General features: G+C 71.6%; 23 protein-coding genes and 3 tRNA genes. 16 read left to right on the top strand and 10 right to left on the bottom strand.

Going from position 1 to position 23,348, the window contains the following annotated elements:
- Nucleotides 1-65: 65 nt before the first annotated feature.
- Nucleotides 66-1,703 (top strand): alpha/beta hydrolase, encoded by a 1,638-nt coding sequence (locus tag ABD241_RS12880; RefSeq protein WP_344063017.1) that lies wholly within the window; start codon nt 66-68, stop codon nt 1,701-1,703.
- 213 nt (nt 1,704-1,916) lie between these two features.
- A tRNA-Lys gene (locus tag ABD241_RS12875) sits at nt 1,917-1,992 on the top strand.
- 49 nt (nt 1,993-2,041) lie between these two features.
- Here the strand turns inward: ABD241_RS12875 and ABD241_RS12870 are convergent.
- The 7 genes from ABD241_RS12870 to ABD241_RS12840 all read right to left on the bottom strand — a co-directional run bounded on the left by ABD241_RS12870 (nt 2,042) and on the right by ABD241_RS12840 (nt 8,516).
- The gene (locus ABD241_RS12870; protein ID WP_344063014.1) at nt 2,042-2,788 is read right to left on the bottom strand and encodes a hypothetical protein; all 747 of its coding nucleotides are present in this window, start codon (nt 2,786-2,788) and stop codon (nt 2,042-2,044) included.
- Nucleotides 2,789-2,839: 51 nt separating this feature from the next.
- Nucleotides 2,840-4,078, bottom strand: a complete 1,239-nt coding sequence (locus tag ABD241_RS12865) for a histidine kinase dimerization/phospho-acceptor domain-containing protein (RefSeq protein WP_344063012.1) — start codon at nt 4,076-4,078, stop codon at nt 2,840-2,842.
- Between the two features lie 4 nt (nt 4,079-4,082).
- The gene (locus ABD241_RS12860; protein WP_344063009.1) at nt 4,083-4,781 is read right to left on the bottom strand and encodes a response regulator transcription factor; all 699 of its coding nucleotides are present in this window, start codon (nt 4,779-4,781) and stop codon (nt 4,083-4,085) included.
- Between the two features lies 1 nt (nt 4,782).
- A complete protein-coding gene (locus tag ABD241_RS12855) occupies nt 4,783-5,199 on the bottom strand; it encodes a hypothetical protein (protein ID WP_344063006.1) in 417 nt (138 codons plus the stop codon).
- The gene (locus ABD241_RS12850) at nt 5,199-7,037 is read right to left on the bottom strand and encodes an Ig-like domain-containing protein (RefSeq protein ID WP_344063003.1); all 1,839 of its coding nucleotides are present in this window, start codon (nt 7,035-7,037) and stop codon (nt 5,199-5,201) included. Before ABD241_RS12850 ends, ABD241_RS12855 begins: the two co-directional genes overlap by 1 nt.
- Before the next feature lie 211 nt (nt 7,038-7,248).
- Complete coding sequence (locus ABD241_RS12845) at nt 7,249-7,848, bottom strand: signal peptidase I (RefSeq protein ID WP_344063000.1); 600 nt, start codon at nt 7,846-7,848, stop codon at nt 7,249-7,251.
- Between the two features lie 143 nt (nt 7,849-7,991).
- Nucleotides 7,992-8,516 (bottom strand): TasA family protein, encoded by a 525-nt coding sequence (locus ABD241_RS12840; RefSeq protein WP_344062997.1) that lies wholly within the window; start codon nt 8,514-8,516, stop codon nt 7,992-7,994.
- Between the two features lie 212 nt (nt 8,517-8,728).
- Here ABD241_RS12840 and ABD241_RS12835 point away from each other — a divergent pair, with 212 nt between their 5' ends.
- Complete coding sequence (locus ABD241_RS12835; RefSeq protein WP_344062994.1) at nt 8,729-9,922, top strand: thiolase family protein; 1,194 nt, start codon at nt 8,729-8,731, stop codon at nt 9,920-9,922.
- A gap of 34 nt (nt 9,923-9,956) precedes the next feature.
- Here ABD241_RS12835 and ABD241_RS12830 read toward each other — a convergent pair whose 3' ends face one another.
- Together ABD241_RS12830 and ABD241_RS12825 are read right to left on the bottom strand one after the other, a co-directional pair.
- Nucleotides 9,957-12,353 carry a phosphoketolase family protein gene (locus ABD241_RS12830; RefSeq protein ID WP_344062992.1) on the bottom strand — a complete coding sequence of 799 codons (2,397 nt, stop codon included), beginning with the start codon at nt 12,351-12,353 and terminating at the stop codon, nt 9,957-9,959.
- Between the two features lie 137 nt (nt 12,354-12,490).
- Nucleotides 12,491-12,685 carry a CsbD family protein gene (locus tag ABD241_RS12825; protein ID WP_344062989.1) on the bottom strand — a complete coding sequence of 65 codons (195 nt, stop codon included), beginning with the start codon at nt 12,683-12,685 and terminating at the stop codon, nt 12,491-12,493.
- 131 nt (nt 12,686-12,816) lie between these two features.
- On the opposite strand from ABD241_RS12825, the gene ABD241_RS12820 reads away from it, so the two are divergent.
- From ABD241_RS12820 to ABD241_RS12770, 11 genes are all read left to right on the top strand, one after another.
- Complete coding sequence (locus ABD241_RS12820; protein ID WP_425580760.1) at nt 12,817-13,836, top strand: cation diffusion facilitator family transporter; 1,020 nt, start codon at nt 12,817-12,819, stop codon at nt 13,834-13,836.
- Nucleotides 13,833-14,345, top strand: coding sequence for a methylated-DNA--[protein]-cysteine S-methyltransferase (locus ABD241_RS12815; protein ID WP_344062986.1), 513 nt, complete (start codon nt 13,833-13,835; stop codon nt 14,343-14,345). Before ABD241_RS12820 ends, ABD241_RS12815 begins: the two co-directional genes overlap by 4 nt.
- Nucleotides 14,346-14,452: 107 nt before the next feature.
- Complete coding sequence (locus ABD241_RS12810) at nt 14,453-14,953, top strand: RNA polymerase sigma factor (RefSeq protein ID WP_344062983.1); 501 nt, start codon at nt 14,453-14,455, stop codon at nt 14,951-14,953.
- Nucleotides 14,946-15,557 carry a methylated-DNA--[protein]-cysteine S-methyltransferase gene (locus ABD241_RS12805; protein WP_344062980.1) on the top strand — a complete coding sequence of 204 codons (612 nt, stop codon included), beginning with the start codon at nt 14,946-14,948 and terminating at the stop codon, nt 15,555-15,557. The genes ABD241_RS12810 and ABD241_RS12805 overlap by 8 nt, the downstream gene beginning before the upstream one ends.
- Before the next feature lie 57 nt (nt 15,558-15,614).
- Nucleotides 15,615-16,094: a PNPOx family protein gene (locus tag ABD241_RS12800; RefSeq protein WP_344062977.1), complete on the top strand. Its 480-nt coding sequence runs from the start codon at nt 15,615-15,617 to the stop codon at nt 16,092-16,094.
- A gap of 92 nt (nt 16,095-16,186) precedes the next feature.
- The gene (locus ABD241_RS12795) at nt 16,187-16,732 is read left to right on the top strand and encodes an NUDIX domain-containing protein (protein WP_344062974.1); all 546 of its coding nucleotides are present in this window, start codon (nt 16,187-16,189) and stop codon (nt 16,730-16,732) included.
- A 139-nt stretch (nt 16,733-16,871) separates the two neighbouring features.
- A complete protein-coding gene (locus ABD241_RS12790) occupies nt 16,872-17,375 on the top strand; it encodes an RNA polymerase sigma factor (protein ID WP_344062971.1) in 504 nt (167 codons plus the stop codon).
- Nucleotides 17,372-18,229 carry a hypothetical protein gene (locus ABD241_RS12785; RefSeq protein WP_344062969.1) on the top strand — a complete coding sequence of 286 codons (858 nt, stop codon included), beginning with the start codon at nt 17,372-17,374 and terminating at the stop codon, nt 18,227-18,229. Before ABD241_RS12790 ends, ABD241_RS12785 begins: the two co-directional genes overlap by 4 nt.
- Before the next feature lie 52 nt (nt 18,230-18,281).
- On the top strand, nt 18,282-19,328 hold the full coding sequence (locus ABD241_RS12780) for a PHP domain-containing protein (protein ID WP_344062967.1): 1,047 nt from the start codon (nt 18,282-18,284) through the stop codon (nt 19,326-19,328).
- A gap of 92 nt (nt 19,329-19,420) precedes the next feature.
- Nucleotides 19,421-19,493, top strand: a tRNA-Glu gene (locus tag ABD241_RS12775).
- Between the two features lie 32 nt (nt 19,494-19,525).
- Nucleotides 19,526-19,602: transfer RNA gene (locus ABD241_RS12770), tRNA-Asp, on the top strand.
- An 89-nt stretch (nt 19,603-19,691) separates the two neighbouring features.
- On the opposite strand, the gene ABD241_RS12765 is transcribed toward ABD241_RS12770, so the two are convergent.
- Entirely contained in the window at nt 19,692-20,981 is a 1,290-nt protein-coding gene (locus ABD241_RS12765; RefSeq protein WP_486388858.1) for a PucR family transcriptional regulator, read from the bottom strand.
- On the opposite strand from ABD241_RS12765, the gene ABD241_RS12760 reads away from it, so the two are divergent.
- On the top strand, nt 20,980-22,050 hold the full coding sequence (locus tag ABD241_RS12760) for a ferredoxin reductase (protein ID WP_344062960.1): 1,071 nt from the start codon (nt 20,980-20,982) through the stop codon (nt 22,048-22,050). The two genes, ABD241_RS12765 and ABD241_RS12760, sit on opposite strands and share 2 nt — an antisense overlap.
- Before the next feature lie 13 nt (nt 22,051-22,063).
- A complete protein-coding gene (locus tag ABD241_RS12755) occupies nt 22,064-23,347 on the top strand; it encodes a fatty acid desaturase family protein (RefSeq protein WP_344062958.1) in 1,284 nt (427 codons plus the stop codon).
- Nucleotide 23,348 lies beyond the last annotated feature (1 nt).

Here is a 23,348-nt window from a genome sequence, read left to right as displayed (position 1 = left end):
CCTCACGGTGCCACATTGGTGAGTGGCGCTCTCTGCCGCCACAGGTAGCTCATAGGGGAATCATCATGAAACGACTCATCACCGTCGTTGCCGCCGCAGCCTTGAGCGTCGGCACCGCCTTCGTGTCAGGGCCCGCGCAGTCCGCCTCCGGCAGCACCCCCAGGACCGCCGAGCCCGCCGCGAGCGCCGCTGACAGCGCACCGGCACCCTACGTGCCGCCACCCATCAGCTGGGGCGCGTGCGCGGACCAGACGCTGATCCGCTACGGCGCCCAGTGCGGGATGCTGACGGTGCCCCTCGACTATGCGCACCCTCGCGGCACGCTCATCCACCTCGCGGTCTCCCGGCTGAGGCACACGACCCCGCAGTCGGCATACCAAGGTGTCATGCTCGTCAACCCGGGAGGTCCGGGGGGCTCCGGCCTGAGCCTGGCGGTACTCCAGGGGTTCGTCCCGCAGAACGCGGGCAAGGCATACGACTGGATCGGCTTCGACCCCCGTGGGGTCGGGTCCAGCGTGCCGGCGCTGTCCTGCGACGGCAGGTACACGACCTACGACCGCCCGTACTACGTGCCGGTGACCGCGCAGATCGAGAACGCGTGGCTGACGCGGACGAGGGGCTACGCCAAGGCGTGCGCGACCGCCGGCGGGCCGCTGCTCGACCACGTGAAGACCACGGACACCGTGCGGGACATGGAGAGCATCCGAATAGCCTTGGGGCAGAAGAAGATCAACTTCTACGGCTTCTCGTACGGCACCTACCTCGGCCAGGTCTACGCGACCATGCACCCCGACCGGGTGCGGCGCTTCGTCCTCGACAGCAACGTCGACCCGCGACGGGTGTGGTACCAGGCCAACCTCGACCAGGACTACGCCTTCGACCGGAACATCGGCATCTACTTCGACTGGGTCGCCAAGCACGACGACGTGTACGGCCTGGGCAACGACGGGAGGACGGTCGAACGGACCTACTACCGCATCCTCAACCAGCTGCGTGCACACCCGCAGGCGGGCGGGACGATCGGGCCGGACGAGTGGAATGACGTCTTCGTGAGCGCCGCCTACTACGTCTACGGGTGGACCGACATCGCCAAGGCCTTCTCCGCAGCGGTGAATCACGGCGACTACCGCGGCATCAAGTCCCTGTGGGACCGCGCCAACCCGCAGGGCCCCGGGACGGACAACGGGTACGCGATGTACCTCGCGACCGAGTGCACCGATGCCCCCTGGCCCCACAGCTGGTCCGTGTGGCAACGGGACAACTGGCGCGCCTACGACAAGGCTCCCTTCCTGACGTGGAGCAACGCCTGGTTCAACGCGCCGTGCCGCACCTGGAGCGGCAAGGCGGCCCAGGAGCCGGTGCAGGTCTCCGGGCGGCACGCGCCCCCGATCCTGCTGATCGACGAGACCTACGACGCGGCCACCCCCTACTCAGGCAGCCTCGAGGTGCGATCGCTCTTCCCGCGCTCGGTCCTCGTCGAGGGCGTCGGGGGGACGACGCACGCCGGCTCGCTCTCCGGTGTGGCTTGCACGGACAACACGATCGCGGCCTACCTGGCCACCGGTGCGCTGCCCGAGCGACGACCCGGTCGCCGCTCGGACAAGCAGTGCGACCCGGTGCCCCAGCCCAACCCCTCGGCGGCGTCCGCAGCCGCCGGAGGGTCCGGCGCGTCCGCGGCGGGGAGCGCCCTGCGCATCCGCTGACCGCCTGACCGTCTGCCGGCGTCCGGGCCTTCGGGTCCGGGCGCCGGCAGCCGTCCTGCCGCATCGTGACCGACGAGGCGTCCTCCCACGGCACCGGCGGGAGCCTGCACGCTGCGTCGGCGTCGCCGTCCGGCATACTTGGCCCAGGCGCCGGGCCAGCGAACGACGTGGATGTTCTTCCTGCCGTTGATCCTGCTGAACGTCCGACGTCACGGGCCTCTAGCTCAGTTGGTAGAGCGTCGGACTTTTAATCCGCTGGTCGTCGGTTCGAGCCCGACGGGGCCCACCAATCGGTGTCGTTCGAGTCACGCTTCCGACGGGCGTCCCAGCGGAACGGGTCAGCCTCCGGACGTGAAGAGGCCACGTCCGCCCGAGAAGGTGTCACGCAACCGCTCCCGCCGCGCCACCATGCGGTCGTAGCGGGACGACGCCCGCGTCATCTTGCGCTCGGCGTAGAAGCGACGCGCCCAGAACGAGGCCGGGTGGCCGAGGCGGACGGCCCCGACCAGCCCGAGGACCGGGACGACCAGCCCGAGAAGGCCGGTGACGAGCTTGCCCTTGAGCAGGCAGACGATGCAGTAGCCGATGTGCACGGCGATGACGGCGAGGACGAAGGGGTACCCGCGTTGCAACGTGTCCTCCCCCAGCCCGACGAGGTTCGCGTTCGACAGCAGCACCACGCCGAACACCGACGCCACGAGCACCGCGTCGATGCTCTTGCGCCCCTCGTCCGACCAGTAGACGTCCTCCAGGTGCAGCCACAGGGCGAACTCGTCCAGGGCCAGCGCAGCTCCCGCACCGAAGAGCAGGGCCAGCACCTCGACCCAGGGCGAGGCCGGGCGAAACCGGAACTCGAGCAGACCGGTGAGGAGCACGAGCAGGATGCCCCACACCTGGTGATGGACGTGCACTCCCCCGATGTGGACGTCCTTGATCGGACCGGACGCGCCCTCTCCGGTCGTCGTGCGACGCCGGATTCGCACGGTGACCCAGCGCGTGACGGCATACGTCCCGAGGAAACCGAGCAGCAGGCTCAGCGCCGGGGAGCGACCCGTCGCGACGATGTACTCCTCGATCCAGCCCATCTGCACGTCTCTCGTCGTCCGTCGACCTTCCGAGTCGACGACGCCTTCACGCTACAGCGGCGTCCGCGGCCTCTCGGCGTGAACCGGCCGATCCGACAGGGGCTCGCGTCTCACCGGCAGCCGGAGGACCGCCTCGCCCGGAGCGTGACCGCGAGTCAGTCGCGCCCCGAGCGTGATCGCCAGCGCAGTGGCCCCCGACCACGCCGAGTCCGCTTGAGTCGCAGGCCCGCTCGTGCCCGGCTCTGCCACCACCCGCACCTCGAGGTGCCCACCGCGGTCGTCGACCTGCACCCGGACGGAGACGGCATCCCGCCGTGCATCGGTCACCATGAGCTCGACCAGCTCCGCGACGGCAGCCTGCTCGACCCTGGCCGGGACGGGCTCGGACGTCGCGCAGGTGACCGGCGGCCCGCCGACGGCTGCCACGCGCCGCACCACGTCGGCGACGAGCCTCGACAGGTCGACCTCCGTCTCGTCGTCGCGCCGCCCCTGCGCCGAGACGTCGAGCACGTCGCCGATGGCGGCCCCCAGCCGGTCGAGGTCGCCCACCGAGCGGCGCAGCTCGGCGGCCACGGTCGGCGGGGTCTCGGGCCACAGGGCCAGGTCCTCGAGGTCGAGGCGCAGGGCGGTCAGCGGGGTGCGCAGCTCGTGGGAGGCGTGCACCGCCAGCTCCCGGTCGCGGTCCCGCGCCCGGGCGATCCGGCCACCGCTGGTGACGAGCGCGTCGCGAATGGCCTGGGCCTCGGGGACGGGGTAGGCGGGCAGCCGCGGATGCAGCTCTCCCTCCCCCAGCCCCTGGGCAGCGGTCGCGAGCTCCTGGAAAGGCCGAGCCAGTCGCCTGGCCAGGACGACGCCGACGACGCCCGAGACCAGCACCAGCCCCAGCCCCAGCAGGACCACCGGAAGCAGCGCCTGCGAGACCTCGTCACCGACGACCGTGGCGCTGCGACGCGCGGAGAGCACCCCGCCGCCGGCCAGCCGTCGCGTGGCGAGCAAGTCGTCCGGACGGGGTGCCTGGCCGTAGCCCGTGGACACCACGGTGCGCCCGCCGACCTGGACCGACACCTGCTCGCCGGCAGCAGTCAGGCGGTCCAGGAGGTCCGGGCCGACGAGCTGGCCGGCGGCCAGGCGCTGGTCCAGCACCACTGCGGCCAGGTCCGCCACCCGGTCGACCCGTGACTGCTCCTGGGCGCGGACCATGTCCGCGAGCATGTACGCGCGGGGGACCCCGAAGAGGCCGACCACGACGACCGTGAGCCCGACGAACGCCGCCACCAGGCGTTCCCGCACGAGCTCACCCGGCTTCCAGCCGGAACCCCACGCCGCGCACCGTCACGATGCGGGCCGGGGCCTGGCTGTCGTCGAGCTTCTGTCGCAGTCGTCCCACCGTCACGTCGAGGGTCTTCGTCGAGCCGAACCAGTTCTCGTCCCACACCTCGTCCATCAGGCGCTCCCGGGAGAGCACCTGGCCCCGCTCGGAGTCCAGCAGGGCGAGCAGGTCGAACTCCTTCGAGGTCAGGGCGACCTCCTCGGGGCCCACCCAGACGCGCCGCGCCCGCGGGTCCACCCGCAGACCGGGCGCCGGAGCCGCCGCCTCGGCCGGCGCGCTCGCGACGCTGCTCCCGCGGGTCGTCCGCCGCAGCAGCGCCCGTGCACGCGCGAGGAACTCGGCCAGGCCGAAGGGCTTGCCGAGGTAGTCGTCGGCGCCGACGTCGAGACCGACGACACGGTCGAGCTCGCCGCCCCGAGCCGTCAGGATCAGGATGCCGTTGTCGTAGCCGTCGGTGCGCAGCTGCCGGCACACGTCCAGGCCGTCGATGTCGGGCAGGCCCAGGTCGAGCACGACGAGGTCGACGTCTCCCCGGGCAGCCCGCTCCAGACCGGCGGCGCCCGTCGCGACGCGCTCGACGGCATACCCCTCGCGGTCGAGGGTGCGTTGCAGCGGCAGGGCGATACCGTCGTCGTCCTCCACCACGAGGATCTGGTGCGTCACCTCAGAGAGCATAGGGTGGCCGATCCTTGGGAGCGCGGGCACGCGACCGGGTGTCGCCGGCCACGAGGAGCGGGATCGCCACCCCGAGGACGACGACGAGGACCCCGGTCGCCCGCCAGTGCGCGTCCTGACCGCCGGGGGCGCCGACCGTCGAGGCCAGCGTCTGCCCGGTCGCGGTGAGGATGGCCAGCACGACGGCGACCAGGCGCGACTCGAAGCAGTTGTCGCGCCACAGCTTCACGCCCGCGGCCGTGCCGACGAGCACGACCGCGCCGACGAGCACGGCGACCCACGGCGGCGTCGCGCTCGAGCGCAGCCCACCCACCGCCAGCGCCAGCGCGACCGAGAGCGCCGCCGCCACACGCGAGCACGGGGTATGCCGTGTCGCGCCGTCCCATGACACGTTGCGTTCGCGCATCAGAACTCCCGGTCCAGCGCGCCGAGCTCCGAGGTCGGGGCCGTGGAGCTCGGGAACCTGTTGAGGTCCGTGACCGAGGCGGACGGGGTCCAGACCATCGTCGAGGCGGTCGTGGCAGTGCGCAGGAGGCTGGCGTTCGACGTGGTGCCCAGCGTGATCGTGACCACGGTGGCGGGCACTCCTGCGACGGTCGTCGTCGAGGCCACCATCGTCGCGTTGAACGAAGCCGTCTTGCTCGTCTTGACGTAGTCCTGCTTCAGGTTCACCGAGCCGAGGTTGACGGCGGCGCCGCTGCGCAGGACGTCGACGGTGTCGGAGGAGCTGCTGAGCCCGAGCAGACCGCCGTCGCGCAGGCGGAGCGTGACCGGCAGGCTCGCACCGGTCCAGCCGGGGGTGATGGTCGTGAGGTCCACCTGCTGGGTGTACGTGAGGCGCAGGACGTCACCCGCGTCCAGCTTGCCGGCGGTGGCGCCGCCCGATACGGTCTGCACGTCGTAGCCACGCACCGGGCTGTTGTCGACGCGACGTGCGCTCACCGTGGTCGACGTCGTCGTGCTGCCCTTGCCGTCGACGAGGACCGCCCGGAAGTCGTAGAGGCCGTCGGCCACCTTCGTGGTGTCCCAGCTGCACGCGTACGGCGAGGTCGTGTCGGTGCAGACGGGCGCCCAGGTCGTGGTGCCGCTGGGCGCGTAGTCGATGCGCACGGACGTGACGCCGGCGGTCGAGCTCGCCGTGGCCGTGAGCGTCGCCGAGCCGTTGAGGTAGGCGCCCGGGTCCTCCATGGAGACCGACGAGACCGTGTTGTCGACGACGCGGCCGGCCACGAGCGCCGACGTGGTGCTGTTGCCCGCCGCGTCCGTCGCCACCGCCCGCAGGGCGTAGGTGCCGTCGGGCAGCTTCGTCGTGTCGTAGCGGCAGCTGAACGGGTCGATGGTCAGGGTGCAGGCGCTCGTCCAGGTGGAGGTGCCGGACAGCTGGTACTGGATGACGACCTGCGCCACACCGGACTCGGCGTCGCTCGCGGTGGCCGCGAGGGTGACGGTCCCGCGCAGCGGGCTGCCGGGGTCCTGCACGGTGACCGTCGGGGCGATGTTGTCGACCAGGACGCCGACCACGGTGGCGGACGTGGAGCTCGTGCTGCCGGCGGAGGCCACGGCCCGAAGGTCGTAGGACTCGCCCTGCGTGAAGGCGGTGCCCGTGGTGTTCCAGCTGCATGCGTACGGCGCGGTCGTCGTGGTGCAGAGCGGCTTCCACGTCGTCGTGCCGCTCACGGCGTACTGGATGGCCACCGAGTAGCTGACGGTGCCGGCGTTGTAGAGCGTGGCGGTGAGCGGGACCGTGCCCCGGACGAGATCGCCCGGGTCGCCAAGGACGACGAGGAGGTTGTTGGCGACCGTCGTCTGCACCGTGGAGGAGGTCGTGGAGTAGCCGGCCTTGTCGGTGGCCGTCGCGCGCAGGACGAAGGTGCCGTCGCCGCCCCCCGTCGTGTTCCAGCTGCACGCGTAGGGCGCGGCGGTCGTGGTGCACAGCGTCACCCACGCCGAGCCGTTGGGGGCGAGGTACTGGATCGTGACCGACGCGATGCCGCTGTCGGCGTCGGTGGCGTTCGCGGAGACGGTGACCGTGCCCTTGACGGGCGAGCCGGGGTCGACCACCGAGACGGTCGGGGGCGTCCAGTCGGACGCGGCCTTGACGGTGCTCACGGCGTTGGAGGTCGTGCTGCTGAAGGTCGCGCCACTGAAGGCGACTGCCGGCGAGAGGAGGCCGGTGACCACGCCCAGCACACCGAGCGCGACGGCGGCCGCGAGGGCCAGCTGTGCGACGGGGCGGCGGGACAAGCTCATCTCCTCCGGACTGGTGTGGACAGGTTCAACGCTAGGGAGCGGCACCCCACGGGAAGGCAACAGCCAGGGCCCTTCGCTCCACTTCTCGGTAACAGATCGCACGCGACCGGCCCGGGGGGACAGATGGGTTGGGATCGCGCCAGGGACGGCAGCGGCTCCCGGTCCACGGGGACCGGGAGCCGCTTGCTGCGCCGCCGACGCGGGCTCAGCCGCTGATCGGTGCAACCCGGGCAGTGGCGTCGGTGGAGCCGTCCTTCCGGCCGCCCCGGGGCCGAGCCGCGCCGACGAGCTGCCCGAGCGCGACGAGCGCGATGAGCGCAGCGGGACCGCCGATGAGCACCATCCGGGTGTTGCGGTCGGCCAGGGCGATGAGGAGCCAGCCGGCGTGCGGCACGCCGTACTGCACGACGGGCTGCTCCTGCGACACCAGGGTGAAGTGCCACGGGTCCGGCTTCGGGTTGGCGTCGCCCTTGGTCGTGAAGAGCGTGCCGCCCCCGGCGGCCGGCTTCATCTCGAGGATGCGGTGGGTGACGAGGTTCGCCACACCCGAGTCGGCGGGCGGCAGGTAGGTGATCACGTCGCCGACCTTGAGGTCGCCCACGGCGACCGGCTTCTCGAGGACGATGGAGCCCTTGTCGTACGTGCCCGTCATCGACCCCCCGGTGATGACGTAGCGGCTGTAGCCCATCAGGCTCGGGACCAGCCAGGCCGCGCAGGCGGCGATCACCACGACGACGACGAGGTTGACCGCCCACCGGGACAGGCGGCGTACGGTGCCGGGGCCCTCGGTCTGCTGACGTGCCATGGTGCGCTCCTGGTCTGACGCTGTGCTCTGGACGGTGTGCCGATGGTCTCGTGCCGATGTGGTGCCGGGAGGGGCTCCCCAAAAGCCCCTCCCGGTCTGCGTCGGGCCCCTCCCAGGCCCGCCGAACCCCTTGCGGGGTCAGGTCACTGGTTGACCGTGACGGCCGCGTCCTGGACCGAGCTCCAGGAGTAGACGGCGCTCGCGGTCTTGCCCTGCTCGGCGTTGGTCGCGTCGGCGCTGAGCTTGACGGTGAAGACGTAGGTGTGGGCCTGGCCAGGCGCCCACGTGCCGAGGTCGTTCTTCGCGCCGTCCGCGAGGCCGCCGAAGGTGCCGCTGAAGACCGGCGTGCCGCCGGCCGCGTCCTTGATGTCGAGCGTGAGGTTCGAGGCCGAGAAACCGTTGGTCGAGGAGACCTCGGTCAGCGAGAAGAGGGCCGGCAGCGTGCCCGTGTTGGTCAGCGTGAGCGAGCCGGTGAGGACGTCGCCCGGCTTCATGTTGGTCAGGTTGAAGATGGCCTGGCCGTCCTTGGAGTTGCTGTGCGTCAGGGTGCCGGCGGTGACGGCCGAGATCGTGTTGCCCGTGGTCGAGCTGAAGGTCGCACCCGACCCGACGGCGATGCTGCCGGCGGCGAGGAGGGTGGCGAGGGGAACGAGGATCTTGCGGTTCATGGCTGCTCCAACGGTGTGGGCAGCCGGTCGGCTGCCTGGGTGGTTTGTGGGTTCCTGCTACAGAAAGAACGTTATGGAGGCCCGCACCACGGCCCGGCAACGTCAGCTCCTCACTCCCGCCACATCGGGGAACCGTTCGACAACAGGTCTCCTACAGCGCCCGTAGACTCACGACGCCGTATGCCGTCCCACCCTTCGAGGGAGTCACCGCCGTGATCGACGCGTTCGTCTACGACGCCGTCCGCACCCCCTTCGGCCGCTTCGGCGGAGCCCTCGCGAGCACGCGCCCCGACGACCTGGCGGCACTCGTCGTACGTGCGGTGGTCGACCGCTCCCCGGGCCTGGCAGCGGACCCGGGTCTGGTCGACGAAGTGGTCTTCGGCAACGCGAACGGCGCCGGCGAGGAGAACCGCAACGTCGCGCGCATGGCGACCCTGCTCGCGGGCCTGCCCACGAGCATCCCGGGCTCGACGGTCAACCGCCTCTGCGGCTCGAGCCTGGACGCGGCGATGACCGCCTCGCGGCAGGTCGAGACGGGCGACGCCGACGTCGTGCTCGTGGGTGGTGTCGAGTCGATGACCCGGGCGCCCTGGGTCATGCCGAAGACGGAGAAGCCCTATCCCGCCGGCAACCTCGAGCTCGCCTCGACCACGCTCGGATGGCGCCTGGTCAACCCGCGGATGCCGGCGGAGTGGACGGTCTCGCTCGGGGAGGCGACCGAGCAGCTGCGCGAGAAGCACGGCGTGACGCGGGAGCGGCAGGACGAGTTCGCGGCGCGCTCGCACCGGCTGGCTGACGCCGCCTGGGGCGCGGGGTTCTACGACGACCTCGTCGTCCCCGTGCCCGGCGTCGACCTCGCGCGTGACGAGTCGATCCGCCCCGACACCACGGTCGAGCGCCTCGCGGGCCTCAGGACCTCGTTCCGCAAGGAGGACGGCACCGTGACGGCCGGCAACGCCTCGCCGCTCAACGACGGCGCCTCGGCCGTCCTGGTCGCCAGCGATGCCGCCGGCGAGCGCCTCGGGCTCGAGCCGGTCGCCCGCATCGCGGGGCGGGGCGCCAGCGCGCTCGACCCGCAGTACTTCGGCTTCGCGCCGGTCGAGGCGGCCGACCGGGCGCTCGCCCGTGCCGGCATCACGTGGGCCGACGTGTCGGCGGTCGAGCTCAACGAGGCGTTCGCCGCGCAGTCCCTCGCCTGCATCGACGCCTGGGGCATCGACCCCGAGATCGTCAACCGCCACGGCGGCGCCATCGCCATCGGTCACCCGCTGGGGGCCTCCGGCGGCCGGGTGCTCGGCACGCTCGCCCGCAGCCTGCAGCGCTCGGGCGAGCGCTGGGGCGTCGCGTGCATCTGCATCGGCGTCGGCCAGGGCCTCGCCGTCGTCCTCGAGAACGTCACCGCCTGACAGCTGGCTCGGGCTGACCGGGCCGAGTGGCCCCTCAGTCCTCGACGACGGTCGTCATGACCCAGTCACGGACCTCGGGCATGTCCTCGAGGTGCTCGACGATGTACTCGTGGTGCTTGGCCAGCTTGGCCTCGCACCACCGCTTCAGCTCGCTCGACCCCCGCACCTGACGGCCGGCGTTGTTGATCGCGTCCATGACGAGGGAGTAGCGGTCGACGCCGTTGCGCACGACCATGTCGAACGGCGTCGTCGTCGTGCCCTCCTCGCTGAAGCCGCGCACGTGGAAGCGGTCGGCGTCGGGCCGGCCGTGGACGAGCTGGTGGATGGCGCCGTGGTAGCCGTGGAAGGCGAAGACGACGTCGACGTGGTCGGTGAACAGCTCGCCGAAGCGGACGTCGTCCATGCCGTGCGGGTGGCTGCGGGCGCGCGGCAGCGTCATGAGGTCGACGACGTTCACGACGCGGACGCGCAGCTGCGGCAGCCGCTCCGTGAGGATCTGCGCGGCCGCGACGACCTCCATCGTCACCACGTCGCCGGCGCAGGCGAGCACGACATCGGGGTCCCGGTCGCCGTCGTCGTTGCCGGCCCAGTCCCAGATGCCGGCGCCCGCCGCGCAGTGCTCGATGGCCTCGTCCATCGTCAGCCACTGCGGCTGGGGCTGCTTGTCGATGACGATGAGGTTGACGTAGTTCTTCGACCGGAAGCAGTGGTCGGCCACGGAGAGCAGGCAGTTCGCGTCCGGCGGCAGGTAGATGCGGGCCACCTCACCGCGCGCGTTGAGCACCGTCTGGATGAGGCCCGGCCCCTGGTGCGAGAAGCCGTTGTGGTCGTTGCGCCAGGCCGTCGAGGTGAGCAGGATGTTGAGGCTCGGCACCTTGGCCCGCCAGTCGAGCTTGTTGGCCTCCTGCAGCCACTTGCTGTGCTGCACGGTCATCGACGCGCTCACCATCGCGAACGCCTCGTACGTCGCGAAGAGCCCGTGGCGGCCCGTCAGCGTGTAGCCCTCGAGCCAGCCGTGGCACGAGTGCTCGGAGAGCACCTCCATGACGCGCCCGTCGTGCGAGAGCTTCACGTCCTCGTCGGTGACCCGCTCGGCCGTCATCCGCTCCGACACGTCGAAGACGGCGCCCACCCGGTTGCTGTTGGTCTCGTCGGGACTGAAGAGCCGGAAGGTCGTCGGGTTGCGGACGTAGAGCTCGCGCATCAGCTCGCCGACGGCCCGCGTCGACTCCTCGCGCACCGTGGCGGGCGACGGCACGTCGCGCGCGAAGTCGCGGAAGTCCGGCAGGTCGAGCTCGGTGGTCAGCCGGCCGCCGTTGGCGTGCGGTGAGGCGCTCATCCGCAGGTCACCGTCCGGGTTGGCCTGCAGGACAAGGTCCGTCGGCGTGCCCGACTCGTCGAAGAGCTCCTCCGGGCGGTAGGACCGCATCCAGCTCTCGAGCAGTGCCAGGTGCTCCGGGTTGTCCTTCACGCCCGAGAGCGGCACCTGGTGCGAGCGCCACGTGCCCGTGACCGTGACGCCGTCGACCTGCGCCGGACCCGTCCACCCCTTCGGCGTGCGCAGCACGATGAGCGGCCACCGCGGGCGCTCCCCCATCGTCCAGCCGTCGGCCCGCGCCTCCGCCTGGATCGCGCGGATGCGGCCGTATGCCGTCGCCAGCGTCTCCGCGAAGCGCTCGTGCATGCCGGGCAGGTCGTCGCCCCCGACCTCGAGCACCTCGTAGCCGTGCCCCTCGAGCAGCCGGCGGACCTCGGCGGGGTCCTTGCGCCCGAGGACCGTCGGCCCGGCGATCTTGGCGCCGTTGAGGTGCAGGACCGGCAGCACCGCTCCGTCACGACGCGGGTTGAGGAAGGAGATGCCCTTCCACGAACCCTCGAGCGGGCCCGTCTCGGCCTCGCCGTCCCCGACGACCGCGAGCGCCAGCAGGTCCGGGTTGTCCATGACGGCCCCGAACGCGTGGACCAGGACGTAGCCGAGCTCGCCGCCCTCGTGGATCGAGCCGGGCGTCGTCACCGACACGTGGCTCGGGATGCCGCCGGGGGCGGAGAACTGGCGGAAGAGGCGCCGGAGCCCCTCGGCGTCCCTCGTGACCTTGGGGTAGATCTCGGAGTACGTGCCCTCGAGGTAGCCGGCCGCGACGAGGGCGGGGCCGCCGTGCCCTGGGCCGGTGAGGTAGATGGTCTCCTGCCCGGTGTGCCGGATGACGCGGGACATGTGCGTGTAGACGAACGACAGGCCGGGGCTCGTGCCCCAGTGGCCGAGCAGGCGCGGCTTGATGTCGTCCGGCGTGAGCGGACGGCGGAGCAGGGCGTTGTCCTGCAGGTAGATCTGCCCGATCGTCAGGTAGTTGTTGGCCCGCCACCACGCGTCCATCGACGCGAGCTCGTCGGCGGTGGGGGCCGGCACGGTGGCCGTGGTCGTCGTCGTCACAGCTGGGGCCTCTCGATCGGTCGTCGTCCGTCCCGTCGAGCCTCACCGACGCCGGCCCGGCTGGCAAGGGTGGCTGCCCGCCCGGACAGAGCAGTGGGCCGGTCCCCGTCGGGACCGGCCCACCCCACTCCGGAAGGTCAGCGGTCGAAGGCGTCCTTGACGTCCTTGCCCGCGTCCTTGAGCTGCTCGCCCCGCTGCTTGAGGTCTGCCGAGGCCTGGTCACGCTCGCCCTCGGCCTCGAGTCGCTCGTTGTCGGTGACCTTTCCGGCGGCTTCCTTGGCCTTGCCCTTCAGGTCTTCACCCGTGTTCCTGGCCTTGTCTGCAGTACCCATTCCAGGGCTCCTTTCGCTAGCGATCGGATGCCTCCCCCCTACCCGCTGGCGACCGATCCCCACCAGAGCGTGGCCGGCATCCCACCGGCTGCGACAGTGGCGTCGCTGTCACCAGGCTTTGGGACAATGGGGTGGTGTCAGCAATCCCGTCTCCCGTCCCAGCCGACTCTCCCGGCACCGGCCGCGTGCAGCAGACCCGCGACCTGAGCAAGTTCGCGTACCTCTCGATCGTGGCCGCCGTCGTCACCATCACGCTGAAGGTCATCGCCTGGCGCATCACCGGATCGGTGGGACTGCTGTCCGACGCGGCCGAGTCGGTCGTCAACCTCGTGGCGGCCATCGCGGTGCTCATCGCGCTCAAGGTCGCGGCCATGCCGGCCGACAAGAACCACCACTTCGGCCACACCAAGGCCGAGTACTTCTCCGCCGCCATCGAGGGCATGATGATCTTCGTCGCGGCCCTCGTGATCATGTACACCGCGATCGACCGCTTCCTCAACCCCCGGCCGATCGAGAACGTCGGCATCGGCCTGGCCATCTCGGTGGTCGCCTCGGTCGTCAACGGCGCCGTCGCCGTGGTGCTGCTCCGGGCCGGTCGGCGCCACCGCTCCCTGACGCTGACGGCCGACGGCAAGCACCTCATGACCGACGTGTGGACCTCGGCCGGCGTGGTCGTGGGCGTCCTGCTCGTGGGGCTGACCCACATCGAGCGGCTCGACCCCGTCATCGCCTTCCTCGTCGGCGTCAACATCGTCTGGACCGGGTGGCGCCTCATCCGCGAGTCCACCGAGGGGCTCATGGACATCTCCATGCCCAAGGAGGACAACCGCGCGATCGCCGAGATCCTCTCCCGCTTCGTCACCAGCGAGGTGCACTTCCACGCGCTGCGCACCCGGCTCTCGGGCCACCACCGGTTCGCGGAGGTGCACGTGCTGGTCCCCGGGGCGTGGACCGTCCAGCAGGGACACGACCTCGTCGAGGAGGTCGAGGACGCCGTCAACCGCGAGTTCGGCGAGATCGCCCTGACCTGCCACCTCGAGCCGTCGGAGGACCCGCGCGCCTACGGCGACTATGTCGCGGAGTTCCCCATCCCCACGCACGAGGACATCCTCGCCCAGCACGGCACCCCCACGGGCGACGACCGGGCATGACCCCGGCGCACGTGGTGGTGCCTTCCCCGGTCGGCGACCTCACCGTGGTCGCCGACGGGGGCGCCGTCACGCACGTCCTCATGGACGCGGCCAGGCACCGGCCGGGCGCGCCCGAGGTCTTCGGCGACGTCGGTGACCCAGGCGAGGAGCCCTTCGCGTCCGCCGTGACCCAGCTGGACGCGTACTTCTCCGGGTCGCTGACGACTTTCGACCTCCCGCTGGCGCCGCGGGGCGACGCGTTCCACCAGCGCGTGTGGGCGCTGCTGCGCGAGATCCCCTACGGCGAGACCCGCAGCTACGGCCAGCTCGCGACTGCCCTCGGCGACCGCAACCTCGCCCAGGCGGTCGGCACGGCCAACGGCCGCAACCCGATCGCCATCGTCGTCCCGTGCCACCGGGTCATCGGCGCCGACGGCTCCCTCGTCGGGTATGCCGGTGGGCTCGACCGCAAGCGCTTCCTCCTCGCGCTCGAGGAGCCGTCCGCCGACGTGTCGGGTCGCCTCTTCTGAACCGTGCCCGCAGCGGGCTGGTCTTCGTCCCCGCTCCGGCGCGCGTCCTGTCGCGTCCGCCACACTGGGTGACCTCACACCTCCCGAGGCCGGAGCGTCTACAGGGCATGAAGCGACCGTTCGAGCAGGCCGTCACCGAGCACGGAGCCGTCGTGCTGCGCGTGTGCCGCGCGGTGCTGGGCCCGGAGGAGGCCGACGACGCGTGGTCGGAGACCTTCCTCGCCGCCCTGCGGGCGTGGCCGGGCCTGCCCGACGACGCGAACGTCCGCGCCTGGCTCGTCACCATCGCGCACCGCAAGGCGCTCGACGTGGTCCGTGCCCGGGGCCGCCACGCCGTGCCGGTCGCGCAGGTGCCCGACACGACGGCGCCTGCCGCGGACCAGCCCGGCGAGGCGCTGCTCGACCAGGAGCTGTGGGCGTGCCTGGCCGCACTCCCCGACAAGCAGCGGCTCTGCGTGGCCTACCACCACGTCGCCGGACTGCCCCACCCCGAGGTCGCGCGCATCGTCGGCGGCACACCGGCCGCCGCGCGTCGTGCGGCAGCCGACGGCATCGCACGGCTTCGAGCCACCTACGCACCTCACGGAAGGGTGACCACCCATGTCTGACAGCTGGATCCAGCTCCTCGAGGGGCCCCCGGCCGGAGAGGCCGCACGCCTCGCGACGCTGCACGCACAGCTTGTGGCGCGAGCCGAGGGCCAGGACGCCCTCGACGTCACCTACCGCACGGTGGACTCACCACTGGGCTCGTTGCTGCTCGCGGCCACGCCGGAAGGAGTCGTGCGCGTGGCCTTCGAGCTGGAGGGCCACGACCGGGTCCTCGACGCGCTGGGCACCACGATCGGACCGCGGATCCTGCGCGGCGGCCACCGCCTCGACCCGCTGGCCCGCGAGCTCGACGACTACTTCGCCGGTCGCCGGCACGGCTTCGACGTGCCCCTCGACCTGCGCCTGGCCCGTGGCTTCCGCCTCACCGTGCTGCGGCACCTCCGAGAGATCCCCTACGGCTCCACGGAGAGCTACCGCGAGGTGGCTGCCGCGGCCGGAAGCCCCAAGGCGGTGCGCGCCGTCGGCTCGGCGTGCGCGACCAACCCGCTGCCGATCGTCGTGCCCTGCCACCGCGTCGTGCGCTCGGACGGCTCCCTCGGCGGCTACCTCGGCGGCCTGCCGAGCAAGCAGCAGCTGCTCGCGCTCGAGCGCACGGCCGCCTGAGCGTGCGCTTCGACGGATCGCCCGGTGACAGCCTCGCGCCGGTGCGATCCTGAGGTGATGGCCGACACCACGAGACCGGCGGTGGAGCAGCGCCTCGCCCCCGCCACGATGGTCAGGATCATCAACCCGGTGCTGCGCGCGGTGCTGTCCTCGCCACTGCACCGGATCGCCAGCGGGGGCCTGATGGTGCTGCACGTGCGGGGCCGGCGCACGGGCAGGGTCTATGACGTCCCGGTCGGGCGCCACGAGCTCGACGGCCGGCTGGTGACCTTCGGCGGCGGCGCCTGGAGGGTCAACCTGCGCGGCGGAGCCGACCTCGAGGTCACCCTCGACGGGCGACGACGCCGCGCGCACGCCGTCCTGGAGGAGGACCCCGACCGCGTCGCCGAGCTCTTCCTCCGGCTCCTGCAGGGTGTGGGACCGAAGCGCGCCAACCGCGTCGGCCTCAAGGTCAACGTCGACCGGATGCCCACCCTCGAGGAGGTGCGTGCCGGCACCGCGGGGCGCGCGATGGTGCTGCTGACGCTCCTGGACTGAATCGGGCTGGTCGGGGCTGAATCGGGCTGGTCGGGGCTGAATCGGGCTGGTCGAGGCTGGTCGAGTCGGGCCGCGTGCGTCAGGATCGCCCCATGACGTGGCCGACGACCGAGTCCCGACTGGTCTACGAGAACGCGTGGATCCGGGTCCGGGAGGACGCCGTCACCCGGCCCGACGGCAGCGACGGGACCTACGGCGTCGTCGAGGTGCGGCGCCCGGCGGTCTTCGTCGTGGCCCTGACCGACGAGGACGAGGTGGTGCTCGTGACGGTCGACCGCCACACCGTCGGCCACTCGGTCGAGGTCCCGGCCGGCGGCACCGACGGCGAGGACCCCCTCCGGGCGGCCCAGCGCGAGCTCGCCGAGGAGACCGGGCTCGTGGCCGAGCACTGGCAGCAGGTCGGCACCATGAACGCCCTCAACGGCATCTGCCGGGCCCCCGAGGTCATCTACCTCGCCACCGGCCTGTCCTCGGCGCCGGGCGACCACGACGCCGCCCGTACCGAGGAGGGGATCAGCCAGGTCCGGCGAATCCCGGTCCCGGAGGTGCTCGACCTGGTCCGGCGCGGCGGCATCGACGACGGGGAGACCGTCGCCGCACTGATGTTCGCCCTCCTCGCCCTCGGCCGCGTCCGCTGAGCGCGGAGCGCGCGACACGGCACACGGCATACGCCCCCCTGACGGAGAGCGGCCGGGGAGTGCAACGGTTCTCGTCGCGCGAGTGTCCAAGCAGGTGTACGAGACACTCGAAGCCTGACGACCGAACCGGCGGGAGCTCATGAGACGCAGGGACGAGGCGGCGTTCCGCAGCTTCGTGGAGGAGCGGCAGACGATGCTGCGCCGCCGCGCCTACCTGCTCTGCGGCAACTGGGCCGACGGCGACGAGCTGGTCCAGGAGGCGCTGGCCCGCGTCTACGTCGCGTGGCCGCGCATCGCCGCCGGGGCCGAGACCGCCTACACGAGACGCACCATGATGAACCTCTTCCTCAACGACCAGCGCAAGCGGCGACGCGAGGTCCTCACCGACGAGGCGCCGGAGCCGGCCACGGTCGAGCACGACCGGGAGCTCGCGATGACCCTCACCGCCCTGCTCGAGGACCTCCCGGAGAAGCAGCGCGCCATCCTCGTCCTGCGCTTCTGGGAGGACCTGACGGTGCCGCAGATCGCCGAGTGCACGGGTGTCGCCGAGGGCACGATCAAGAGCCACATCTCGCGAGGCCTCGCCGCCCTGCGGGGCCGGCTCGCCGACCCACCACTGAGCGGCGCAGGAGCGGTCTCATGACGGACGACACGACACGCGGGCCCGCCGGCGCACCCGAGCCGGGCGAGCTGCAGCTGCGAAAGGCACTGTCGGCGATGAACGACCTCGAGCCACCCCGCGACGACCTGTTCGCCCAACGCGCCCTGATGCGTGGGCGCGCCCGCACCTCCCGGCGTCGCTCCACGCTGCTCGGCGCGGCCGCGGCCGTGCTCGTCGTCGGCGCGGTCGGCGGCACGTGGGTCGCCGCCACCCAGGGATCGTCCTCGAACAGCGCCTCGTCGGGCACGACTGCACGGAGCGCCGCAGGCTCGTCGGCCGGCTCCAGCGACTCGCTGCGCGGCGCCGCACCGCCGACTGCCCCGGGCGCGGCCCCCTCCGTCCCGTCGGCCCGTGACACCACGCGGTGGTTCGGCACCCTCTCGACGCGCCAGACGAACGCATTCGACGCGATCGAGCCCGCCGTGGCCGCCCGCTGGCCCGACGTCTTCTCGGGGGCGTATGCCGTCACCCCGGCAGGCGACCGCGTGGCCGTCGCCGTGACCCGGCACGACCCCACCCTCGAGGCGTTCGTGAGGGGCGCGATGCCGGCGCCCGCGGACGTGGAGTTCGTCATCCGAAGCCACCCGTTCACCGAGAAGCAGAGGGTCGAGCAGGAGATCGTGGCGGAGCGAAACCTCTGGCGCGACAAGGGAGTCGACGTCGTCAGCGTCACCCAGGACGGCCGCGCCGACCGAGTTGTCGTGGTCGTCGCCGAGGGGTCCGACCAGCGGCTGCTCACCGAGAAGTACGGCGATCTCGTCCGCGTCGTCATCGCTCCGGCGAACCCCTCGGGGAAGCTCCCCGAGGGCAGGACCTTGCCGCCCCTGCAACGGTGACGAGCCCCGCCGGACCCGGCGGCCTCGGGCACGCCGCGGCTAGGCTGCCGGCATGGAGCAGCCGACGCCGCCGCAGGCCCCGATCAGCCCGCTCGACGCGCTGCGTCGCATCTGCTTCCTGCTCGAACGCGGCCGGGAGAGCAGCTACCGCATCGACGCGTTCCGCAAGGCGATCGAGGCCATCACGCTCGTCCCCGAGGAGGAGCTGCGCGAGCGCGTCGAGACCGGAACCCTCAAGCAGCTCAAGGGGATCGGCGACTCGAGCGCCGCGATCATCGGTCAGGCCGTGCGCGGGGTCCTGCCGGCATACCTCGTCTCCGCCGAGGAGAAGCACGGCGAGCCGCTGACCCGAGGCGGCGCCGAGCTGTATGCCGCGCTGCGCGGCGACCTGCACGCCCACTCGAACTGGAGCGACGGCGGCAGCCCCATCGAGGAGATGGTGTTGGCAGCCGTCGACCTCGGCCAGGAGTGGATGGCCCTGACCGACCACTCCCCCCGCCTCACGGTGGCCAACGGCCTGAGCCGTGAGCGCCTCACCGACCAGCTGAGGCGCGTCGAGGCCATCAACGCGAGCCTCGGCGACGCGTTCACGCTCCTCAAGGGCATCGAGGTCGACATCCACCTCGACGGTACCCTCGACCAGGACGACGACATGCTCGAGCAGCTCGACGTCGTCACGGCCTCGATCCACTCGAAGCTGCGCCAACCGGCGTTCGAGATGACGCCGCGCATGGTCGCGGCGGTGCGCAACCCGCACACCAACGTGCTGGCCCACTGCACCGGCCAGCTCGTCACCGGGGGGCGCGGCAAGCGGCCGCCGTCGCAGTTCGACGCCGAGAAGGTCTTCCGGGCCTGTCTCGAGAACGACGTGGCGGTCGAGATCAACTCCCGGCCCGAGCGGTGCGACCCGCCCGACGAGCTCATCGAGCTCGCCCGAGACCTCGGCTGCCTCTTCACCATCGACTCGGACGCGCACGCCCCGGGCCAGCTCGACATGAAGTCGCTGGGGTGCGAGCGCGCCGAGCGGCTCGGCATCCCGGCCGAGCGCATCGTCACGACCTGGTCCGTCGACGAGGTCCGGGCGTGGGCCAAGGGCTGAGGACCGGCCCGTCGGAGGGGGCTCGGAGCCGATTTGGTCGGGCACCGGAAACTCCCCTATAGTTTCGACGTCCCAACGGATAGGTCGGGCAGGTCCCCATCGTCTAGCGGCCTAGGACTCCGCCCTTTCACGGCGGCAGCACGGGTTCGAATCCCGTTGGGGATACGCAGTACAGTTCCACACGCACCACCCAGTAAGGCCCCGTAGCGCAGTTGGTTAGCGCGCCGCCCTGTCACGGCGGAGGTCGCCGGTTCGAGCCCGGTCGGGGTCGCCACACCAAGAGGCGCCGCTCTCAGCAGAGAGCGGCGCCTCTTCGCACGTCGGGCACCGGGTCGGTTCGACGGACCGGGTCAGCGGATCGGGTCAGCGGTGGCCGGCGCGCAGCACGAGCTCGAGCTCGAACCGGGCCTCCGGGTCGTCGAGCATTTCGCCGAACAGCTCCTTGAGCTGGGCCACGCGGTAGCCCACCGTCTGCTGGTGGACGAAGAGCTCCTCGGCGATCGGGGCCCGCTGCCCCTGGTGGCGCAGCCACGACAGGAGCGTCTCGGTCAGCCGCTCACGCACGGCCGGACGCAGCCCGTCGAGCGGGGCGAGGCGCGTGCGGGCCAGCTCGGCCGTGGCCAGCGGCTCGGCGTGCACGACGAGCTCCGCGAGGTGGTCCTCGACCCAGACGGGGGCCACTCCACCGGCGCCGCCCTCCGGGGTGCCGACGCCGTGCGCGCCGGCCGAGGTGGCCAGGTGCAGCGACTCTCCGGCCTGCTGCCACGGTCGCGCCGGCCCGACGATGGCCGGGCGCCCGCGCAGTGCCCGATCGAGCTCCCGCCGGCGCGACGGCTGGCTGCCAAAGGGGTAGACGATGACGACGTCCGTGCCCCGCTCGGCCACCAGTCCCTCCGGGCCCAGGCCTGCACGCAGGCCCTCGACGTGCGGGAACGGCACGAGGGCGACGACGACGACCTCAGGAAGAGTCCACCCCACGGCAGCCGCGAGCCGCGCCACGCCGCCGTCGCTGGAGTCGCCGCGCAGGATCATCTCGAGCAGCTCGCCCCGCAGCCGCTGCTGCTCGCCGGCTCGCTCCGACTGCTCCTGCGCATACCCCTGGGCGCTGGCGGCCGAGAGCTCGTCGATGTACGCGAAGAGCGACTCCCCGAGCGACAGCAGCACGTCGGGTGCCAGCTGTGAGACGTCCACCGTGCGGGAGATCGCCCGGAACGTGACCCTCGCGCCGTAGCGGTAGGCCGCGAGCAGGGACTCGAGGCTGCGACCCGAGCGGACCTCTCCCCGCCCGAGGCTCTCGTAGACCCACTTCCCGTCCTCCGACAGGGCCGGCAAGCGCGTCCCGGGCAGGTCGAGGAACCGGTTCAGGGCCACCGTCACGCCCTGCCGCACGCCCTGCCCGAAGCGTCCCTCCATCGGCATCGCGTAGACGGGGACGTCACGGGGTATGCCCTCGATGATGGCCTCCACGATGTCGGTCACCACGGGACGGATCACGGTCGCGACTTCGGCGGGGAGAGACAACCATGGCGGGTCAGATGTGGCCTGCGCCACGGCGTCCTCCCGGAATTTGTCGTAGGGAAACAGTTTCTGTAGCCAAAGAGTACGCCTCACCCCAAGATGCGGCAGGGCCTCGAAGGCCACAATGGAAGTCATGACCCAGTTCAGAGCTCTCCGGCGTGTGGCGTCGATCCTGACGACCCCGCGTGAGCCCGAGGACTTCCTGAACCTCGTCAACCCGCTTGCGTCCGCTCGACAGCTGCGCGGCGTCGTGACGAAGGTCGAACGCGAGACGCCCGACTCGACGACGATCCACTTCCGCCCGGGCCGCGGCTGGAACCCGCACGCCGCCGGGCAGTGGGCGCGCATCGGCGTCGAGATCGACGGCGTGCGTCAGTGGCGCAGCTACTCCCTGTCGGCCGCCGTGGGCCACGACCCCGCCATCACGGTGACGGCGATCGGCACGGTCTCGACGGCACTCGCCCGCGACACCAAGGTCGGCGACATCCTCTTCCTCGACACCCCGCAGGGCGACTTCGTGCTCCCCGAGCACCCGCGACCGCTCCTGATGCTCACCGCCGGCAGCGGCCTGACCCCGGTGATGTCGATGATCCGCACGCTCGTCCCCCGCCGCCCGGACGCCGACGTCGTGCTCATCCACTCGGCGCGCACCCGCGACGACGCCCTCTTCCACGACGAGCTGCTCGAGCTGGCCGACCAGTTCCCGGGCCTCACCGTCCGCCACTGGTTCACCCGCGCGGAGGGCGGCCGCCGCCTCGACCTCTCGGATCCCACCGACCTCGAGACGCTCTGTCCCGACTGGCGCGAGCGGGCTGCATACGCCTGCGGGCCCACGGAGTTCCTCGACGCGGCCACGGAGCTGTGGCTGCGCGATGGTGACGACGACACCCACACCAACCTGACGATCGAGCGTTTCGCACCCGTCCTGCTGGAGGGATCCGGCGGCGAGGGTGGCCTGCTGACGTTCGAGAAGTCGGACAAGGAAGTGGAGGCGGGCGGCGACGTCCCCCTCCTCGAGGCCGGTGAGGAGTGTGGCGTGGTCATGCCGAGCGGGTGCCGTATGGGCATCTGCCGCAGCTGCCTCGTCCCACTCGTGGCCGGCAAGGTCCGCGACCTGCGCACCGGTGAGGTGCACGGCGACGAGGGCGAGCTGATCCAGACCTGCGTCAACGCGGCCGCCGGACCTGTCCACCTGGACATCTAGGAAGGAAACACCCATGACCGCCACCACGAACCGACCGACGACGGCGCCCACCCGCGCCGCCGAGGCCATCGCCGTCGACACCCCCGCCGGCACCACCGTGACGACCCGGCCCAGGAAGCCGGTCCTCGCCGCGTCCGGCGGACCCGTCAAGCGTCCCAGCGCCGCTGCCCACCTGTCCGAGGCCGACGTCGAACGCCTCGGCAAGGAGCTCGACGCCCTGCGCGACCGCATCATCGCCACGCGCGGCGCCAAGGACGCGGCCTACATCCGCCGCGTCATCCGCGTCCAGCGCACCCTCGAGGTCGCCGGCCGCGCCACGCTGCTGCTCTCGAAGAAGAAGACCGCGTTCGTCGCCGGCACCGCGATGCTCTCGATCGCCAAGATCCTCGAGAACATGGAGATCGGCCACAACGTCCTGCACGGGCAGTGGGACTGGATGCGTGACCCCGACATCCACTCCACGACGTGGGAGTGGGACTTCGTCACGCCCGCCGCCGCCTGGAAGCACACCCACAACGACCTGCACCACACGTGGACCAACGTGCTGGGCAAGGACAAGGACGTGGGCTACTCCACCCTGCGCATGGCCGAGGACCAGCCGTGGCGTCCGTTCAACATCCTCAACCCGGTGATCAACGGCATCCTGGCTCCCTTCTTCGAGTGGGGCATCGCCATCTACGACCTCGAGCTCGAGGCCGTCAAGGAGGGCGAGAAGTCCAAGGAAGCCCTGAAGAAGGACCTCAAGGCCGTGGGCCGCAAGGTGCTGCGCCAGTTCTCCAAGGACTACGTCGCGACGCCCCTGGCCGCCGCGCCCTTCGGCTCGGGCAAGCAGGCCCTGATCGGGACCTTCACGGCCAACGCGATCCGCAACGTGTGGGCGCACTCGGTCATCTTCTGCGGCCACTTCCCCGACGGGGTCGACGTCTTCACCGAGGAGGAGATCGAGGGCGAGACGCGCGGCGACTGGTACATCCGCCAGATGCTGGGCTCGGCCAACATCTCCGGCAGCAAGCTCATGCACCTGATGACCGGCAACCTCAGCCACCAGATCGAACACCACTGCTTCCCCGACCTGCCGAGCAACCGCTACCACGAGGTCGCCGTCGAGGTCCGCGAGATCTGCCAGCGCTACGGCCTGCCCTACACGACCGGCCCGCTGCCCAAGCAGGTCGGCCAGGCGTGGGCCAAGGTCTTCCGGCTCGCGCTGCCCAACCGCCCCAAGCCGGCCGCCAAGGCCGTCAACGCCGCGGTGCCGCCGCGGCGCCCCGCGCTGCCGCTCGTCGCCAACCTGGGATGAG

The organism is Terrabacter lapilli (assembly GCF_039531305.1).
Classification (GTDB): domain Bacteria; phylum Actinomycetota; class Actinomycetes; order Actinomycetales; family Dermatophilaceae; genus Terrabacter; species Terrabacter lapilli.
The sequence above is the reverse complement of the archived record's forward strand: the minus strand, read 5'-3'. Positions and strand labels throughout refer to the sequence as shown.

Excerpts from the sequence above, each read along its gene's own strand:
- ABD241_RS12880 (WP_344063017.1), top strand. The coding sequence starts at position 66 with ATGAAACGACTCATCACCGTCGTTGCCGCCGCAGCCTTGAGCGTCGGC.
- ABD241_RS12870 (WP_344063014.1), bottom strand. The coding sequence starts at position 2,788 with ATGGGCTGGATCGAGGAGTACATCGTCGCGACGGGTCGCTCCCCGGCG.
- ABD241_RS12855 (WP_344063006.1), bottom strand. The coding sequence starts at position 5,199 with ATGCGCGAACGCAACGTGTCATGGGACGGCGCGACACGGCATACCCCG.
- ABD241_RS12845 (WP_344063000.1), bottom strand. The coding sequence starts at position 7,848 with ATGGCACGTCAGCAGACCGAGGGCCCCGGCACCGTACGCCGCCTGTCC.
- ABD241_RS12840 (WP_344062997.1), bottom strand. The coding sequence starts at position 8,516 with ATGAACCGCAAGATCCTCGTTCCCCTCGCCACCCTCCTCGCCGCCGGC.
- ABD241_RS12825 (WP_344062989.1), bottom strand. The coding sequence starts at position 12,685 with ATGGGTACTGCAGACAAGGCCAGGAACACGGGTGAAGACCTGAAGGGC.
- ABD241_RS12815 (WP_344062986.1), top strand. The coding sequence starts at position 13,833 with ATGACCCCGGCGCACGTGGTGGTGCCTTCCCCGGTCGGCGACCTCACC.
- ABD241_RS12810 (WP_344062983.1), top strand. The coding sequence starts at position 14,453 with ATGAAGCGACCGTTCGAGCAGGCCGTCACCGAGCACGGAGCCGTCGTG.
- ABD241_RS12805 (WP_344062980.1), top strand. The coding sequence starts at position 14,946 with ATGTCTGACAGCTGGATCCAGCTCCTCGAGGGGCCCCCGGCCGGAGAG.
- ABD241_RS12800 (WP_344062977.1), top strand. The coding sequence starts at position 15,615 with ATGGCCGACACCACGAGACCGGCGGTGGAGCAGCGCCTCGCCCCCGCC.
- ABD241_RS12795 (WP_344062974.1), top strand. The coding sequence starts at position 16,187 with ATGACGTGGCCGACGACCGAGTCCCGACTGGTCTACGAGAACGCGTGG.
- ABD241_RS12790 (WP_344062971.1), top strand. The coding sequence starts at position 16,872 with ATGAGACGCAGGGACGAGGCGGCGTTCCGCAGCTTCGTGGAGGAGCGG.
- ABD241_RS12785 (WP_344062969.1), top strand. The coding sequence starts at position 17,372 with ATGACGGACGACACGACACGCGGGCCCGCCGGCGCACCCGAGCCGGGC.
- ABD241_RS12780 (WP_344062967.1), top strand. The coding sequence starts at position 18,282 with ATGGAGCAGCCGACGCCGCCGCAGGCCCCGATCAGCCCGCTCGACGCG.
- ABD241_RS12760 (WP_344062960.1), top strand. The coding sequence starts at position 20,980 with ATGACCCAGTTCAGAGCTCTCCGGCGTGTGGCGTCGATCCTGACGACC.
- ABD241_RS12765 (WP_486388858.1), bottom strand. The coding sequence starts at position 20,981 with ATGACTTCCATTGTGGCCTTCGAGGCCCTGCCGCATCTTGGGGTGAGG.
- ABD241_RS12755 (WP_344062958.1), top strand. The coding sequence starts at position 22,064 with ATGACCGCCACCACGAACCGACCGACGACGGCGCCCACCCGCGCCGCC.